Raw genomic sequence first — 16,299 nt, 5'->3', positions numbered from 1 at the left:
TAGGAAGGAATAGATAGATATGGAGAATATTCCTTTTTTACGTGCTTCAACTGTACCTGTAAGTGAGTATTTGGACGAATTGAAGGAAATTGATACATCTCACATATATACGAATTATGGACCTATAAATCAACGTTTTGAGGAAACAATTATGTCGTCATTTTTTCAAAACAGGGGAGCTGTTACAACAGTAGCAAACGCAACGTTAGGGTTAATGGCGGCTATTCAACTAAAGAAAAGAAGAAAGGGAAAGTATGCTCTCATGCCTAGCTTTACATTCCCTGCGACTGCTTTAGCCGCTATTTGGTGTGGATTGGAACCTTACTTTATTGATATTTCAATAGATGATTGGTATATGGATAAAACGGTACTTTTGGATAAGATAGAAGAATTAAAAGAAGAGGTTGCGATTGTTGTCCCGTACGCCACCTTTGGATCATGGATGAACTTAGAAGAATATGAAGAATTAGAGAAGAAGGGGATTCCGGTTGTCGTAGATGCGGCGCCGGGATTTGGATTAATGAATGGAGGGATGCATTACGGTCAAGATTTTAGTGGAATGATCGTATATAGCTTTCATGCAACAAAGCCGTTCGGAATTGGTGAAGGAGGGCTCATATATAGTAAAAACGAAGAAGATATACAACGTATTAAAAGAATGGGGAATTTCGGATTTGATAAAAATCGTGAATGCACGATGATGGGGTTTAATTGTAAAATGTCTGAATACGCAGCAGCTATTGGGATTGCGACTATAAAAAAGTGGGATCAAAAATTAAAAGAACGCACCCGTATTTCTGAATGGTATAAACAGTTGTTACAAAATACTGGGTTAATGAAAAAAGGGTGGAATGTCCAAAAGACAGAAGCAGTTATTCACCAATTTATGCCTATCATTTGTCCAGAAGAAGTTCGCAACATACAAGTAATAGAAGAACTGAAAAAACAGAAAATAGAAGCTAGATTATACTTTTCACCATCTTGCCACCAACAAGTTCTTTTTAAAAACTATAAGTCTACAGATTTAACAAAAACGAATAAAATAGCAAAACGAATCGTAAGTTTACCTTTATGGGAAGGAATGACGAAAGAACTAGTAGAGCAAATTGTAATCTGTTTAGAGCAGAAGGTGGTGTCGGTAGATGAATAGTTTTTATAGTCAAGAAGAACTAAAGAAAATTGGATTTTTATCTGTTGGGAAAAATGTATTGGTTAGTAAAAAAGCAAGTATATATAATCCGAGTGCTATATCAGTTGGCAATCATGTAAGAATTGATGATTTTTGCATTTTAAGTGGTAAAATCACAATTGGAAGTTATTCGCACATCTCGGCGTATACAGCGTTATATGGAGGGGAAATTGGGATTGAAATGCATGACTTTGCAAACATTTCAGCTAAAACAATCGTATATGCAGTACTTGATGATTTCAGTGGAAATACATTAATGGGGCCAACCGTCCCGAATCAATATAGGAATGTGAAAGTAGGAAAAGTTATTTTTAAAAAACATGTGATTATTGGTGCTAATTCTATTATTTTTCCAAATGTAACTGTAGGAGAAGGTACGGCAGTCGGCGCGATGAGTATGGTAAAAGAGAGTTTAGATGATTGGTATATTTACGCTGGAGTTCCCGTAAGGAAAGTAAAACCTCGTCAAAAAAAGATGCTAGAGTTGGAAATTGATTTTTTAAAAAGCATTCATTCTTAATAAAAAAGAATGAATGCTTTTTATTTTTATCTCGCTATTTGCCGGGCAGTAAGACTTCACCTCAAAATTCAGCGAAAGCAAAGAAATTAGGTGGGAGCTGATTAAAGTTTCACTTTATGATAGAGCAGAGTGTATCTTAACTTATTATGTTTTAAATTTTGCTGACCAAGGCAATACTGAGCCATAGTGAATGTAAAGTTGGAGGGCGAGCGTATATGTTTGATGAGGATGGGATTGTTTTAATTATGGAACCAGCTGATGAAAGAAACTTGAGGAGATTTATTTTTTCAGTGCCACAGTCAGTGTATGAAAAGAAGGGGATTACATTACACTATGGAGCAGCTATAGGACAAGGATATATGGATATAATTGAAGATATTATAAGCGTACATATAGAAATAGATGTTGTAACAATAATAGGGCATGTAAGAGTATAAATAGCTATTTGAAAAAAGGTTGTAAGCAATTTAGCTAGAAGTTATGATAGAGAAAATTATAGACAATTATAAAGACGAAGGGAGTCTGAAATGAAAATAAAATCAATTTTATTAGTATTTATAGTTTCAATTGGTTTAATGGGATGTTCAATAGTGGAGGAAGGAAAGAACTCCATAGATTATGCTCAAAAGGCGACAGACTATGTAAATGAAATAAGCGCATTTGCAAATGAAGCACCGGCATTAGCAGAGAAAGCTATTAACGATGGGACAGCTCGAAAAGAATTAGAAACGAAGCTGAATGAAATTAAACAAGATATACCAGCTTTCAATGAATTAACGCCACCAGATGTAGCGAAGGATCTTCATCAACAAATCGTTGGATATAATGAAAAGCTAAATTCGTTAATTGATACGTCTATGAAAAAGATAGAGGAAGGAAAAATGGACGTAGAGCAATTTAAAAACTCAGAGCTCATGCAGACGATAGATCAAGTTCGTGATTTGAAAGATAAGGTGCAAAATTTAGGTCAATAACAAAAAGCTCCGTTTGTAACAAACGGAGCTTTTTGTTATTGGATACAATAAACGATTACACCAACGATAATAATCATGTTGCCGATGAGTTTACGTTTCGTTATTTTTTCCCCTAGGAAATACCAACCGAAAATTAATATGATGATATAACTTAAGGATTCTAATGCTGATGCTTGTTTTAATTCCATGCCCTTCATGGCGATTACATTTAATCCAGCATTAAGTACAAATAAAGAGTAACCGATAATAACATAAGGATTCACATATTCTTTTATTCTAGAATCGTATTGTTGTAAAGTAGCTTTTTTTAATAATATTTGTGAGTAATTTGCTAAAATTATCCCGAAAATAAACAATAGCATATAACTATTCATCTTTTGTCACCACCACAATTCCGACGATAATAATAGCTGCACCAAGTAAATGATTCCACTGAATTGTATCTCCAAATAGAAATACTGACCAAAGCATTGACCATAGTATAATAATCCCTCGATGTGAATATGCTTTTGAAATTTCGAAATGTTTAATTACTTGTTGCCATAAAATTGCATATCCGAATAAAAGTATAACTAGTCCGAAATAAGCAACAAAAAATGAGATTGAAGCAATTGGAAATTGAGCTGCCCATTTCATGTAAACCATAATGATAGAATATATCAAAAAAGCTACATGTAAAAATACATAATTTTTAATAGTTGGTTTCATTTATTCACTCTCTTTTACATATAAATATCTATTTATATCTGTTTTTTTAATGATAGATATAGAAATATATTTTGTTTAATCTTTCACATTCCAAATTATATAGTATCATGGCTTTTATTGTAAAACAATAGAAGCCATGCATTCATTTTTTCCAAGATTCTACAATATGTATCGTTTTATTTGTTGCATCCAACTCTACTTGAACACCGAAAGGTATAGTAATCATTGGATGTGTATGACAACAATCGAAGTCAGCTAGAAAAGGAATTTTTTGATTTTGAAGTACTTCCAACAGTATTTCAAAAGGTTTTCGATTTGTACCACAATCATCAAATTGCTCATGTTTTCCAAGAATGATACCTGAAATTTTATCAAATACACCGTTAATTTTAAGGAATGAAAAGCTTCTTTCGATAGTAGCTGCATCTTTTGAACTGTCCTCAATAAAGAGAATATCGCCTTCTTGAATATGTGGCATATAGGGGCTAGCCCAAATTCCTTGTATCGTGTTTAAATTCCCGCCAATAATACGCCCAGTAGCTTTTCCTTCAATTACTGAAATCCAATTGTTTGGTCGAAGTTCTTTCTCCTTCGTCTTTTCTTCCCAATTAATAAATTCATCTGACCAAAATAATGGTTGTTTTATATGATAAGGAAGAGATTGATCATGTAGTAAAGTTTCTGCAAAATATTTGTATGTGCAGTTAACAAAAGGTTCAAATTCGCCAAAGGAAGGGACGAGAGCGGGCCCATAAAATGTAGGGATTCCTGTTTTAGCATAAATTCCTAGTAATAAAGCAGTTGCATCTGAATATCCAATCATTATTTTAGGGTTATTTAGAAAAGCGTCATAATCAATATAAGGTAATATTGAATTTGAATTCATCCCACCAATTGTTGACATAATACAAGAAATATTAGGGTTTCTTATCAAGGCATTTAGTTCATCAGCACGCTCTTGTATACTACCAGAACGATAAAAATCATATCGACCTGTTAATGAACCTTCTAATATATGAAACCCTTTCTGTTGTAAGTAAGATTTTGCTCGTCCAAATCTATTTGGGGAAGTGTAGGTTACTGGTGAAGAAGGAGAGTAGATCCCAATTGTGTCTCCATATTTTAATGATTTTGGAAGTAGCATTTGTATGAATCCCTTCTATTAAATAGTTTATTTACAAGATTTTATTGTTGAATATTCTTATATTTCAGTATTATTAGTGTAACATAAACAAATTAAAATAATAATTACTGTATATGAATAAATATACTTTTTACCTTGACTGTATAAAGGAATTGTTGTTAAGGTTAAATGTGAGTGTATAAAAGGTTTGCTAAAGGAGTTTTGAAATGAATCGGTTAAAATGGGGAAGGATGACAGTCCTATTAGTCATTATTTTAGGGATATGTTGGTTCTTATTCCAAGGAAATCAAAAGAGCGTAGCGAATGTAGAAGGACAACCTTTGCAAGTGGCAGAACTACCTAAAGCAGGATTTACTGAAAAAGTAGTCCCGCCAAAGTACATCCCACCAGAAATTAACGCAAAAGCGGCTATGATTATCGATGCGAGTGATGGAGATATTATTTATCAATATAATGAAAATGAAGCTTTTGCACCGGCTAGTATGTCTAAGATGATGACAGCGTATCTCCTACTAGAGAGTATACATAACGGGAAAGTTCGCTGGGAAGATCCAGTTAAAATGAGTGCGAAGGCGGCACAAACAGAGGGAGCGAGAATCCCAGTACAAGTTAATGACACATTAACTGTTAAAGATTTATATCATGCATTAATGATTGAGTCAGCTAATAATTCAGCTGTGGCTTTAGCAGAACATATGGCAAAATCGGAGAAAGATTTCGTTCAGCTTATGGATGCAAAAGCGAAACAGTTAAAAATGTCAGAACATGCTAAATTTGCAAATGCTTCTGGATTACAAGAGCCAGATGGAAGTGAAACAAAAATGACGGCTGGTGATGTAGCACAATTGGCGTATCATCTTATAAAAGATTATCCGGAAATATTAGAAGTGACTCACTTACGTCAAAGTCAGCTAGCATTTAATAATATTAATGTTATAAGCACAAACGACATGTTAAATAAAAATAATAAAAGTTTATATATAGAAGGAATGGACGGACTAAAGACTGGATTTACAGATAGCGCAGGATACTGTTTTACGGGGACTGCAAAGCAAGGTGATAATCGAATTATTACAGTGGTCATGGGGACATCAAGTAAAACAAAACGTTTTACAGAGACAAATAAGTTAATGTCGTATGCATTTGGATTAGTTAATTAAGTAAGTAAAATACGAATCTAGATCGCTACATAAGTAAGACTGTTTGTTGTTACTAATTTTAGATAACAACAAACGGTCTTTTTATTTTAACTTTAAAAAGGAAAAAGATTCTAAATACAAGTGTTATCATTTGAGTTTATTTGTTGCTGTGATATTATAAAGTTATAAGCTTATTAATAATAAGTTTGAGGGGCGTAATATGATGTATACATATGAAATAGCCTCAATTGAAAATTGGAGGGAATTATGATGGCAAAAGATTTTTACTCAGCAATTGAAGACAGAAGATCTATTTATGCAATTAGTAAAGAGCAAGTAGTTTCTGATGAGAAAATTCAAGAAGTGATTTATCATGCTGTAAAACATACACCTTCAGCTTTTAATTCTCAAAGTGCTCGTGTTGTTGTTTTATTAGGAGAACAACATGATAAATTATGGGATATTACGAAAGAAACGTTAAGAAAAATTGTACCTGAAAATAACTTTGCACCTACTGAAGAAAAAATGAATGCATTTAAAAGTGGTTATGGAACGGTTTTATATTTTGAAGACAGTGAAGTTGTGGAAGGCCTTCAAGCAAACTTTGCATTATATAAAGATAATTTCCCAACTTGGTCTCAGCAATCATCAGGAATGTTACAATTTGCAATTTGGACAGCTTTAGAAATTGAAGGGTTTGGTGCTACGTTGCAGCATTACAATCCGCTAATTGATGAAGAAGTGAGAAAAGAGTGGGATGTTCCAGCAAATTGGAAGCTCACTGCGCAAATGCCATTTGGTAAACCGGTAGTACATGCTGGTGAAAAAGAATTCCAACCGTTAGAAAACCGTGTGAAAATTTATAAATAAAATAATTTGATAAAAGGTGAACAGGAATATAACCTGTTCACCTTTTTTATACGTAATAAGGGTTTTTTTGTCCAGCATTTTTCATCTGATTTTTTAATTCATTTTTACGTATTTCAATAGCTGATACTTTTTGTAATGTTATCATTGAAACGAATTGAATAAAAGCATAGTATGGCTCTATATTTTTTTGTATTGGATCATCTATTATATTTTTCACAAATATGCCTCCTCTTTTTATTCCAATAAAATTCCGCATTAATGGGCAGCCCGAGTAGTGAGGGTTAATAATTAGCGGGGGGATAAAACCTTTACTAATTAAAGTTTTATTATGATATATTATGCTATGATTATCCTATAAATTCCATTATCGGAAAAGAAAACAGTTGGTATAGTGTGTGTTTTCTTTAAAGGAGAAATGGTTTTTGTGAAATAAATCTTACAATTCGTCAAATTATTTCAAAATTGTAGATAGTATAGAAATTTAGTTTTCTAAAAATATTATACTATTGATAAATAGAGTGATTTTTGTCATGATGAAAGTATACTTCATGTAAGGAGCTTTATAAGGAAATACATAATGTGGTTTGTATTAGGTTAATAGAATTTTTTATAGAAGATAGAAAAGGGATGTTTTATATTGAGATATTAAATGAAATGTCGAATTTTCATGCGATATATAAGAAATTTGAAAAAATCATTGCAAAAACACTATAATTAATGATAAAGTTCACATGAAGTTCACACGGATTTCACTTTGTTCATTTAAAATGAACTCTGTGTGAAAAATAAAACTCTTGCTAAAAAATGGAACTGGATGAATATTTTACTTTGATAATATTGTAAAGTATTAAAGTTTTAAGTTTTTTTTAAGAGGATAGTAGGGAAAGGAAGTAAAGACAACTTATGAAAAAAGTAATTGCAGGTTTAGCAGCAGCTTCTGTAGCTGGCGTTGCAGTTCCAGGAATGGATTCTGCTCATGCACAAGTTTCAAATGAAGCGCTAAAAGAAATTAATGGACAAACTCAAACTCAAACGACTGTAACTGAAACAAAAACTGTAGAAACAACTTCTGAATTAAAATACACAGTAACTGCTGATGTATTAAATGTTCGTTCAGGTGCTGGTACAGGACATAACGTTATTTCTAAAGTGAAATCAGGTCAAGTGCTACAAGTAGTTGGACAAGAAAACGGTTGGTTCAAAGTAAACGTAAATGGTCAAACAGGTTATGTAAGTGGTGACTTCGTAACGACTGGTGGCAAAACAGGAACGACTGTTCAACAAGGAACAGGTACTTACACAGTAAACGTTTCTTCACTTAACGTACGTACAGGCCCAAGTACATCTCATACAGTATTAGGTTCTGTAAACAAAGGTAAAACAGTACAAGTTGTAGGTGAAGTACAAGATTGGTTTAAAATCAACTTCAATGGTGGAACTGGATACGTAAGCAAAGACTTCGTAACAAAAGGTGGTTCTGCTGTATCTAACGAAACACAACAACCAACTACAAACAACAATACTACAACAGTTCAAACTGGTGGTTCTTATGTTGTTAACACTGGTGCTTTAAAAGTACGTACAGGCCCAGCTACATACAACGCTGTAATCGGTGGAGTAACAAATGGTAAAGTACTAAACGTTACTGGCGCTGAAAATGGCTGGTACAAAATTAACCATAACGGCCGCACGGGTTACGTAAGTGCAGACTTCGTTAAGTTTGTAAAAGGCGGAGTAAACAACGTTACAAATAACAATAACAATAACAATAACAATAACAATAACGTTACAAATAACGTTCAACAACCAGGTAAAGACGTACAAAAACCAACAACAGGTGGAGATACATCTTCAATCGCTGGATTCGCTAGATCTTTAAATGGTTCACCATACAGAACTGCTGGTACAACACCTGCTGGTTTTGACTGCAGTGGATTCATTCACTACGTATTAAATCAAACTGGTCATAAAGGCGCTCGTCAAACAGTTGCTGGATACTGGAGCTCTAAAACAAAAACTAGCAATCCACAACCAGGTGATTTAGTATACTTCCAAAATACTTATAAATCAGGTCCTTCTCACATGGGTGTTTACTTAGGAAACGGTCAGTTCATTAGTGCAGAAACAGATGCAACTGGTGTACGTATTAGTTCTGTAAGTAACTCTTACTGGAGCAAGCACCTATTAGGTTACACAAAAGCATACTAAGAAAAAGTAGTTTTATATACTTTTCGTATAGAGAAAAGGCTTTCCAAGGAAACTTGGGAAGCCTTTTTATAGTTGTATAAATTGGAAGTTTAATAGTTTTTATTTTAAATTTCCATTTAAAAATCGATCATATAAGTCATGGAAATAGTTAGGACGAAATAAGTTTGCTGCATGTCCTGCTAAAGGTATTTCCTTATATAGAACGTTAGGTAAAATAGATTTCAAATCAAATAGACAAGATTTATAGAGATGATCATGCTCTCCCATTACCCATAGTATAGGGTGAGGAAGTGATTTTAATTTAGACTTTAAATCGAATTCTAACCGATGTCGTAATGACTGGGCAATAATGGATGAATGTAATTGTAATCCGAAACGGTAGTAAATATTTCTTGAAATGACTGCAAACGGATTTGCTTTTAGTATACCACTTGGAAAAATAGTATTTGCGTATTGAGAGAGCCATTTAGAGTATTCATCCCCTCGCTTCTCCCAAAAATTTTGGAATACGCTATATAAGCGAGAAGGGTTATTGTAATGTCCTCCAATATGACAAATACTTAATACTTTTTCTGGATGCATTTGTGCAAAAATTGTAGAGATGTAACAGCCGTAACTTAGCGCACAAATATGAGCTTTTTTAATACCTTCTTGTTCATATAAGTTTAATAATTGATTTACGAGACGCTGTAATGAAAAGTCGATTGCTTCTCCTTTATCATCACCGTGACCTAATAAGTCATAAGTTATAATGTTGTAAGAGGCAGAAAATCGTTTTTGCTCCTTTTTGAAGGCGCGACGATTGCCAACTAATCCATGAATAAAAATAATTGTTTCCTTTTCAGAATGTATATTTGTTTGCAAAAAGGATACTCCTTTCACTAACTGGAGATTTATATCGTGTTTTAAATTATTTATCTATAATTTACATAGAATAATATTAAGTACCAGGTAATAATATCAGATGTTTATATCTGTTGTAAAGATGAGTTTTTATGTATATTTTGTAAAAATAGAAAAAGTGTGTTTACATTCAGTTTACATTTGTATCGTATTCTAATTTTAGAAAGAATAGTTTGGTTTAACATGAGGAGATGAACAGGAATGGAAGTTAGAAATGAAATGAAGAAAAAAGGGAGCTGGAGGCAGTTTTTACGCCTTATTCAAGATACAAATCCTCCGAAAGGAATTTTAATTTTTGCGTTATTAATGAGTTTGCTTTCTACGGGAGCGAGTTTATTTATTCCTATGCTAACAAAAGGATTAGTAGATAATTTTTCGCTTTCTTCAATTAGTGCAGGACAAATTGTTGGGTTAGTTGCTTTCTTTGTAATGCAAACTATTGCGGCAGGGTTGTCTATATATTTACTAAATTATATTGGGCAGAAGATTGTAGCGGGACTAAGAGAACGTTTGTGGAAAAAGGTACTTATCTTGCCGGTATCTTATTACGATCAAAATAGAACAGGTGATACCATTAGCCGTATGACGAATGATACAGGTGTTGTGAAAACGTTAATTTCTGAGCATTTGTCAAACTTATTAACAGGTGGTATTTCAATTGTTGGATCGTTAATTGTATTATTTGTGTTAGATTGGAAAATGACTGCGTTACTTTTAACGGTTATTCCGTTGTCTGTATTAATTTTAGTTCCACTTGGACGAAAAATGTATAAGATTTCAAAAGCGCTTCAAGATGAAACGGCATCTTTTACAAGTGTGTTAACGCAAGTGTTATCAGAAATTCGTTTAGTGAAATCTTCAAATACAGAAAAAAGAGAATATGAAACGGGTAATACAGGTATACAAAAGTTATTACAATTTGGTTTGAAAGAAGGAAAAGTGCAAGCGTTAATTTCGCCAGTTATGTCGTTTGTTTTAATGGCACTACTTGTTATTATCGTAGGATATGGCGGGATGAGAGTTTCTAGCGGTGCATTAACAACTGGTGAACTTGTAGCGTTTATTTTGTATTTAGTTCAAATTGTAATGCCGATGAGTCAATTATCTATGTTCTTTACACAATTCCAAAAGGCAATTGGTGCAACGGAAAGAATTAGTACGATTTTAGAATATAAAGTAGAAGATCATGAAACTGGTGTGAAAGTGACAAATGCTAAGCAACCGATCGTTCTTGAAAATGTACATTTTGAGTATAACGAAGAAGAGCAAGTTTTGAAAAATATTGATTTCACAATTGAATCTGGAAAAGTGACAGCGATTGTAGGACCAAGTGGTAGTGGGAAAACAACGTTATTCTCATTACTGGAACGTTTTTATGAGCCAACTAGTGGTGCCATTAAATTAGGAAAAGAATCAATTACGAGTTATTCATTACAGTCATGGCGACGTCAAATCGGTTACGTATCACAAGATAGTCCGTTAATCGATGGAACGATTCGTGATAATATTTGTTACGGCGTTGAAGGTGAAGTAACGGATGAAGAAATTGAAAAAGTAGCAGCAATGGCATATGTTGATGCATTTATTCATGACTTACCAAACGGTTATGCAACAGAAGTTGGAGAACGCGGTGTGAAGCTTTCTGGTGGACAAAGACAGCGAATTGCCATTGCCCGAGCGTTACTTCGAAATCCGCAAATTCTTATGCTCGATGAGGCAACTTCAAGCTTAGATAGTAAATCTGAGTCTGTCGTTCAAAAAGCGTTAAATAACTTAATGAAAGGCAGAACAACGTTAGTGATTGCGCATAGACTTTCTACTGTTGTAGATGCAGATAAAATTATCTTTATTGAAAAAGGGAATCTTACAGGTAGTGGTACGCATGATGAATTATTACAGACGCATGATATGTATCGTGAGTTTGCAACGCAACAATTGAAAATTAAAGAGGGTGCATTTTAAAAAAATATATTAGATGCTAAGTAGAAAGGAAATGGTTCCTTTGATACCTAAAATTTTAATAGTAGACGACGATCCACACATTAGGGAACTCGTTTCTGTATTTTTAGAACGAGAAGGTTTTCAAACATATGAGGCAATTGATGGAGTAGATGCACTTCGGAAAATGGATGACGTAAAAGTCGATATGGTTATTCTTGATATCATGATGCCAAATATGGATGGATTTGATGTATGTTTTGAATTAAGAAAATACTATGATATCCCGGTTCTGATGCTAACTGCCAAAGGGGAAACATCACAAAAAGTAAAAGGATTTCACCTTGGGACAGATGATTATCTTGTAAAGCCATTTGACCCTATAGAACTAGTAGTGAGAGTAAAGGCATTATTGAAACGTTACCAAATTACAGTTTCACAATCGATTCAAGTTGGAAATGTATTATTAAATCGTAAAACATTCGAAGTTACATCTGGAGAACAAACGGTTATGTTACCGTTAAAAGAATTTGAGCTGCTCTTTACTTTAGGGTCTAAATCGGGAAGAACTTGTTCGAGAGAGCAATTAATTGAAGAAATATGGGGATATGATTTTGAAGGGAATGAACGTACACTAGACGTTCATATTAATCGGTTACGTGAGAAGTTTCAAGAAGAGCAGTCGAAATTTAGTATTAAAACAATAAGAGGATTAGGGTATCGCTTAGAGGTAAGTAAATGAGAAAAAGAAAACGAATGAGTAAGTTGAAGATGCTGAAAGTATTTGGAGCGGTATTAGCGCTCTTTTCTTTTCTTACTATCATTTGGTCTATCGCATTTTATGTAGCAACTAGTATATTGAATGCTTTTGACGTAAACGTATCGCCATTTGTTGCCTTTCTAATTAGTGATATGGTCGGTTTTGTATTTATTATTCTTATTTGGACATTAATTGGAATATTAATGAGGCCAAAACGAGAGGCAATGATTTGGACTATTATTGAACCGATACAAAAAATTGCAAAAGGAGACTTCTCCGTAAAAATACGAAATGAAGAAAAGTATGATGGAGAAATTGGTGTGCTCGTAAAAAGTATAAATGATATGACAGATGAACTGAATACGATGGAGAAAATGAGACAAGAATTTGTATCGAATGTTTCTCATGAAATACAGTCACCATTAACTTCTATAAAAGGATTTGCTAGAGCACTACAAGACGATAATCTTTCTGAGGAAAAAAGAAAACATTATCTTACCATTATTGAAACTGAAACAACGAGATTATCTAAACTAAGTCAAAACTTATTGAAGCTAACTCTTTTAGAATCAGAAGAGTATATACCAGAAAGAGTGAGTTATCGATTAGATCAGCAGTTAAAGCAAATTGTGTTAAATAGTGAACCACTCTGGGCTGAAAAAGAAATCGAGTTAGAACTAGATTTAGAAAAAGTACATGTTATTGCTGACCAAGAAAGTATGAGTCAAGTGTGGATTAATTTAATTCATAATAGTATTAAATTTACTCCAAGCGGTGGTACGATTACTATTCAGTTAAAGGAACATGAGACAGTAGTGGAAGTGCGTATCCGTGATTCAGGAATTGGTATATCAGAAGAACAGAAACAACATATTTTTGAGCGTTTTTATAAAGCGGATTCTTCACGAAATCGTGCCTATGGAGGAAGTGGCTTAGGTTTAGCTATTGTAAAGAAAGTACTCGACCTTCATCAAGGAGAGATAAAAGTGGAGAGTGAGGAAGGAAAAGGTACTGAATTTATTGTGCGTATGCCGAATCATGAAGAGAAATAGTGTTAGAAGGAGAACCTTCTAACACTATTTCTCTTTAAAAATGCATTTACCGTTACTGCAATTATATTGAAAAGCTTTTCCTTCGCTTTTCATACTCATACACTCCCCTATGCTGGATTTGTTTTTATTTTACATGAATAATGGTAAAAAAATGAAACTTATAAATAAAAACTTTCTATAGTTACCTACAAGTAACCTACGCACATGAAAGTGCATCATTGCCTTTTTACATAAACATAGATACAATTTTAATATAATACATAACTGAGATGATTAAGGAGTGTTATACTTGGCAGAATTATTACAAGGCAAAAATGCTTTAATTACAGGAGCAGGTAGAGGGATTGGTCGCGCTGTCGCAATCGCATTAGCGAAAGAAGGCGTAAATGTAGGACTATTAGCTCGTTCAGAAGAAAACTTAAAAGCTGTAGCGAAAGAAGTAGAAGCAGAAGGTGTAAAAGCTGTTATTGCAACTGCTGATGTTTCTTCATACGAAGAAGTGACTACTGCGATTGAAACGTTAAAAAATGGTTTAGGATCTATCGATATTTTAATTAATAACGCTGGTATTTCTAAGTTCGGTAAGTTTTTAGAATTAGATGTTGCTGATTGGGAAAAAATCATTCAAGTAAACTTAATGGGTGTATATTATGCAACTCGTGCTGCTTTACCGAGCATGATTGAACAACAATCTGGTGATATCATTAACATTTCATCTACAGCAGGACAAAAAGGTGCACCTGTAACAAGTGCATATAGTGCTTCTAAATTTGGTGTCCTTGGCCTAACAGAATCGTTAGCGATGGAAGTTCGCAAACATAACATTCGTGTAACAGCTTTAACTCCAAGTACAGTAGCGACTGATATGGCTGTAGATTTAGGATTAACTGATGGAAACCCTGATAAAGTAATGCAAGCAGAAGATATTGCAGAATTTATCGTAGCGCAGCTGAAATTAAATAAACGTACATTTATTAAATCTGCTGGGCTTTGGTCTACTAATCCATAGGAAGTAAATTTAACTTTAAAAGAAGGGATATCTATTCTGTAAGGGGTAGATGTACCTTCTTTATTTTTTGTATTGGAGACAGAATTTTCGGTATAATTAAAAGTAAATGGTAGAAAGCATTGGGAAATTGAAAGGGATGGTATTTACATGAGTACAATTGAGAAATGGACGGCTGTTGATCAATATATGAGTGATGTATTAATACCGAAAGATTCTACATTAGAAGGGGTTCTTCAAACTAATGTTGCAGCTAATTTGCCAGCACATGATGTATCACCAATGCAAGGGAAGTTTTTACAACTATTAGTACAAATTCAAGGGGCTCGTAATGTTTTAGAAATTGGCACGCTAGGCGGGTATAGCACGATATGGCTTGCTAGAGCATTGCCATCTGGAGGCCGAGTTGTTACATTGGAAGCAAGTGAAAAACATGCTGAAATTGCACGTAGCAATATTGAGCGTGCTAATTTGACTGATAAAATTGAAATACGAACAGGATTAGCGTTAGATTCTTTACAACAAATAGAAAACGAGAAGTATGAACCGTTTGATTTTATTTTTATAGATGCTGATAAACAAAATAACCCTGCTTATTTTGAATGGGCACTAAAACTATCACGACCAGGTACTGTAATTATTGGGGATAACGTAGTACGTGAAGGAGAAGTTATTGACAATACTAGTACCGATCCTCGTGTACAAGGGATACGTCGTTTCTATGAATTAATAGCTGCTGAGCCACGTGTTAGTGCTACAGCGCTTCAAACTGTCGGAAGTAAGGGATACGATGGATTTGTAATGGCAATCGTAAAAGAATGAGGTAAGGAGATAGATAGAATGAAAAAGATGTTTGAAAAATTATAACATGTATCTTTGTATAACGAGATTAGCTTGTGGGCCTCCGACATACATAACGCTATATTATATATCAAAAAATTGGAGGCTATAAGTAGATGAGAACTGAAAAAGAAATGCTAGACTTAATTATTAATACAGCAAAAGAGGATGGAAGAATTCGAGCAGTTATCATGAATGGATCGCGTGTAAATCCAAATGTGAAAAGAGATTGTTTTCAAGACTATGATATTATGTATGTTGTAAATGATATACAATCTTTTACGTCTAATCATAATTGGGTTCATAGATTTGGAGAAATAATGATAGTACAAATGCCAGAAGAAATGTCGTTAGTTCAACCAGATGAAGATGGGAAGTTTCCGTATTTAATGCAGTTCATGGATGGGAATCGGATTGATTTAACGCTAGTTCCAGTTGAGTTAATAAAAAAGTTCGTTGGACAAGATAGTTTAAGTAAATTACTTCTCGATAAAGATAATTGTATGGAAGGATTCCCGCCAGCAAGCGATAAAGATTACTTAATAAAAAAGCCTACAGAAAAAGAGTTTTTGGATTGTTGTAATGAATTTTGGTGGTGTAGTACGAATGTGGCAAAAGGGCTATGGAGAGAAGAGCTTTCTTATGCAAAAGGAATGCTTGAGGGACCAGTGCGAGATATGTTCATCGTAATGCTAGAATGGTATATTGGTATGAAAACAGATTTTACAGTTAATGCAGGGAAGTTTGGAAAGCATTTCGAGCAATATATTGAAAAAGATATGTGGGTGCAATTTAAAAGAACATTTTCTAATGCAGAATATGAAAACATATGGGAGTCATTCTTTGTCATGGGTGATTTATTTAGGGAAGTGGCGAACGAAATCGCTAACAAATATGAATATCAATATCCGCAAGATGATGATGATAAAGTGACGAACTATTTAAAACATGTGAAAGCTTTGCCAAAAGATAGTACATCGATTTATTAATAATAGTAAGCAGTAAGACTGTCCTAATTAAGGACAGTCTTATTTTTGTTTATGAATAA

18 protein-coding genes are annotated in these 16,299 nt (G+C 33.7%); 13 read left to right on the top strand and 5 right to left on the bottom strand.

Annotated features, from left to right (window positions below; translation table 11 throughout):
- Positions 1-19: 19 nt before the first annotated feature.
- The 4 genes from H6481_RS14305 to H6481_RS14290 all read left to right on the top strand — a co-directional run bounded on the left by H6481_RS14305 (position 20) and on the right by H6481_RS14290 (position 2,683).
- Entirely contained in the window at positions 20-1,150 is a 1,131-nt protein-coding gene (locus tag H6481_RS14305; protein ID WP_078993415.1) for a DegT/DnrJ/EryC1/StrS family aminotransferase, read from the top strand.
- Positions 1,143-1,709: an acyltransferase gene (locus H6481_RS14300; RefSeq protein WP_001084183.1), complete on the top strand. Its 567-nt coding sequence runs from the start codon at positions 1,143-1,145 to the stop codon at positions 1,707-1,709. Before H6481_RS14305 ends, H6481_RS14300 begins: the two co-directional genes overlap by 8 nt.
- 215 nt (positions 1,710-1,924) lie before the next feature.
- Positions 1,925-2,146 carry a hypothetical protein gene (locus H6481_RS14295; protein WP_000459105.1) on the top strand — a complete coding sequence of 74 codons (222 nt, stop codon included), beginning with the start codon at positions 1,925-1,927 and terminating at the stop codon, positions 2,144-2,146.
- Positions 2,147-2,236: 90 nt separating this feature from the next.
- Positions 2,237-2,683 (top strand): DUF6376 family protein, encoded by a 447-nt coding sequence (locus tag H6481_RS14290; RefSeq protein ID WP_000695205.1) that lies wholly within the window; start codon positions 2,237-2,239, stop codon positions 2,681-2,683.
- Positions 2,684-2,718: 35 nt separating this feature from the next.
- Here H6481_RS14290 and H6481_RS14285 read toward each other — a convergent pair whose 3' ends face one another.
- The 3 genes from H6481_RS14285 to H6481_RS14275 all read right to left on the bottom strand — a co-directional run bounded on the left by H6481_RS14285 (position 2,719) and on the right by H6481_RS14275 (position 4,535).
- Entirely contained in the window at positions 2,719-3,057 is a 339-nt protein-coding gene (locus tag H6481_RS14285) for an EamA family transporter (RefSeq protein ID WP_001089874.1), read from the bottom strand.
- Positions 3,050-3,391, bottom strand: coding sequence for an EamA family transporter (locus tag H6481_RS14280; protein WP_000805130.1), 342 nt, complete (start codon positions 3,389-3,391; stop codon positions 3,050-3,052). Before H6481_RS14280 ends, H6481_RS14285 begins: the two co-directional genes overlap by 8 nt.
- 142 nt (positions 3,392-3,533) lie before the next feature.
- The gene (locus H6481_RS14275; protein WP_182812088.1) at positions 3,534-4,535 is read right to left on the bottom strand and encodes a S66 peptidase family protein; all 1,002 of its coding nucleotides are present in this window, start codon (positions 4,533-4,535) and stop codon (positions 3,534-3,536) included.
- Between the two features lie 206 nt (positions 4,536-4,741).
- Between H6481_RS14275 and H6481_RS14270 the strand changes: the two genes are divergently transcribed.
- Together H6481_RS14270 and H6481_RS14265 are read left to right on the top strand one after the other, a co-directional pair.
- A complete protein-coding gene (locus H6481_RS14270) occupies positions 4,742-5,695 on the top strand; it encodes a D-alanyl-D-alanine carboxypeptidase family protein (RefSeq protein WP_001080881.1) in 954 nt (317 codons plus the stop codon).
- Between the two features lie 246 nt (positions 5,696-5,941).
- Positions 5,942-6,544, top strand: coding sequence for a nitroreductase family protein (locus H6481_RS14265; protein ID WP_002093949.1), 603 nt, complete (start codon positions 5,942-5,944; stop codon positions 6,542-6,544).
- Between the two features lie 46 nt (positions 6,545-6,590).
- Here the strand turns inward: H6481_RS14265 and H6481_RS14260 are convergent, their stop codons facing one another.
- The gene (locus tag H6481_RS14260) at positions 6,591-6,761 is read right to left on the bottom strand and encodes a DNA mismatch repair protein MutT (RefSeq protein WP_182812085.1); all 171 of its coding nucleotides are present in this window, start codon (positions 6,759-6,761) and stop codon (positions 6,591-6,593) included.
- A gap of 686 nt (positions 6,762-7,447) precedes the next feature.
- Here H6481_RS14260 and entFM point away from each other — a divergent pair.
- Positions 7,448-8,752, top strand: coding sequence for an enterotoxin EntFM (gene entFM, locus H6481_RS14255; protein ID WP_098863208.1), 1,305 nt, complete (start codon positions 7,448-7,450; stop codon positions 8,750-8,752).
- Positions 8,753-8,851: 99 nt separating this feature from the next.
- Here the strand turns inward: entFM and H6481_RS14250 are convergent, their stop codons facing one another.
- The gene (locus H6481_RS14250) at positions 8,852-9,616 is read right to left on the bottom strand and encodes an alpha/beta hydrolase (RefSeq protein WP_182812082.1); all 765 of its coding nucleotides are present in this window, start codon (positions 9,614-9,616) and stop codon (positions 8,852-8,854) included.
- A gap of 240 nt (positions 9,617-9,856) precedes the next feature.
- On the opposite strand from H6481_RS14250, the gene H6481_RS14245 reads away from it, so the two are divergent.
- The 6 genes from H6481_RS14245 to H6481_RS14220 all read left to right on the top strand — a co-directional run bounded on the left by H6481_RS14245 (position 9,857) and on the right by H6481_RS14220 (position 16,240).
- Positions 9,857-11,617 carry an ABC transporter ATP-binding protein gene (locus H6481_RS14245; RefSeq protein ID WP_053564725.1) on the top strand — a complete coding sequence of 587 codons (1,761 nt, stop codon included), beginning with the start codon at positions 9,857-9,859 and terminating at the stop codon, positions 11,615-11,617.
- A 40-nt stretch (positions 11,618-11,657) separates the two neighbouring features.
- The gene (gene hitR / locus H6481_RS14240; RefSeq protein WP_015055113.1) at positions 11,658-12,335 is read left to right on the top strand and encodes an envelope stress response regulator transcription factor HitR; all 678 of its coding nucleotides are present in this window, start codon (positions 11,658-11,660) and stop codon (positions 12,333-12,335) included.
- Positions 12,332-13,405 carry an envelope stress sensor histidine kinase HitS gene (gene hitS / locus H6481_RS14235; protein ID WP_144608272.1) on the top strand — a complete coding sequence of 358 codons (1,074 nt, stop codon included), beginning with the start codon at positions 12,332-12,334 and terminating at the stop codon, positions 13,403-13,405. The genes hitR and hitS overlap by 4 nt, the downstream gene beginning before the upstream one ends.
- Positions 13,406-13,694: 289 nt before the next feature.
- Positions 13,695-14,414, top strand: coding sequence for a 3-ketoacyl-ACP reductase (locus H6481_RS14230; RefSeq protein WP_000818985.1), 720 nt, complete (start codon positions 13,695-13,697; stop codon positions 14,412-14,414).
- Positions 14,415-14,561: 147 nt separating this feature from the next.
- A complete protein-coding gene (locus H6481_RS14225) occupies positions 14,562-15,233 on the top strand; it encodes an O-methyltransferase (protein WP_053565514.1) in 672 nt (223 codons plus the stop codon).
- A 134-nt stretch (positions 15,234-15,367) separates the two neighbouring features.
- Complete coding sequence (locus H6481_RS14220) at positions 15,368-16,240, top strand: aminoglycoside 6-adenylyltransferase (RefSeq protein ID WP_001258527.1); 873 nt, start codon at positions 15,368-15,370, stop codon at positions 16,238-16,240.
- Positions 16,241-16,299: the final 59 nt, after the last annotated feature.

The sequence above is a fragment of the Bacillus sp. ME78 genome (assembly GCF_903970865.1).
GTDB lineage: Bacteria > Bacillota > Bacilli > Bacillales > Bacillaceae_G > Bacillus_A > Bacillus_A cereus.
This window is presented reverse-complemented; position numbering and strand designations above follow the sequence as displayed.

Excerpts from the sequence above, each read along its gene's own strand:
- H6481_RS14270 (WP_001080881.1), top strand. The coding sequence starts at position 4,742 with ATGAATCGGTTAAAATGGGGAAGGATGACAGTCCTATTAGTCATTATT.
- H6481_RS14285 (WP_001089874.1), bottom strand. The coding sequence starts at position 3,057 with ATGAATAGTTATATGCTATTGTTTATTTTCGGGATAATTTTAGCAAAT.
- H6481_RS14300 (WP_001084183.1), top strand. The coding sequence starts at position 1,143 with ATGAATAGTTTTTATAGTCAAGAAGAACTAAAGAAAATTGGATTTTTA.
- H6481_RS14245 (WP_053564725.1), top strand. The coding sequence starts at position 9,857 with ATGGAAGTTAGAAATGAAATGAAGAAAAAAGGGAGCTGGAGGCAGTTT.
- H6481_RS14295 (WP_000459105.1), top strand. The coding sequence starts at position 1,925 with ATGTTTGATGAGGATGGGATTGTTTTAATTATGGAACCAGCTGATGAA.
- H6481_RS14220 (WP_001258527.1), top strand. The coding sequence starts at position 15,368 with ATGAGAACTGAAAAAGAAATGCTAGACTTAATTATTAATACAGCAAAA.
- H6481_RS14280 (WP_000805130.1), bottom strand. The coding sequence starts at position 3,391 with ATGAAACCAACTATTAAAAATTATGTATTTTTACATGTAGCTTTTTTG.
- H6481_RS14265 (WP_002093949.1), top strand. The coding sequence starts at position 5,942 with ATGATGGCAAAAGATTTTTACTCAGCAATTGAAGACAGAAGATCTATT.
- H6481_RS14305 (WP_078993415.1), top strand. The coding sequence starts at position 20 with ATGGAGAATATTCCTTTTTTACGTGCTTCAACTGTACCTGTAAGTGAG.
- H6481_RS14290 (WP_000695205.1), top strand. The coding sequence starts at position 2,237 with ATGAAAATAAAATCAATTTTATTAGTATTTATAGTTTCAATTGGTTTA.
- entFM (WP_098863208.1), top strand. The coding sequence starts at position 7,448 with ATGAAAAAAGTAATTGCAGGTTTAGCAGCAGCTTCTGTAGCTGGCGTT.
- H6481_RS14225 (WP_053565514.1), top strand. The coding sequence starts at position 14,562 with ATGAGTACAATTGAGAAATGGACGGCTGTTGATCAATATATGAGTGAT.
- H6481_RS14275 (WP_182812088.1), bottom strand. The coding sequence starts at position 4,535 with ATGCTACTTCCAAAATCATTAAAATATGGAGACACAATTGGGATCTAC.
- hitS (WP_144608272.1), top strand. The coding sequence starts at position 12,332 with ATGAGAAAAAGAAAACGAATGAGTAAGTTGAAGATGCTGAAAGTATTT.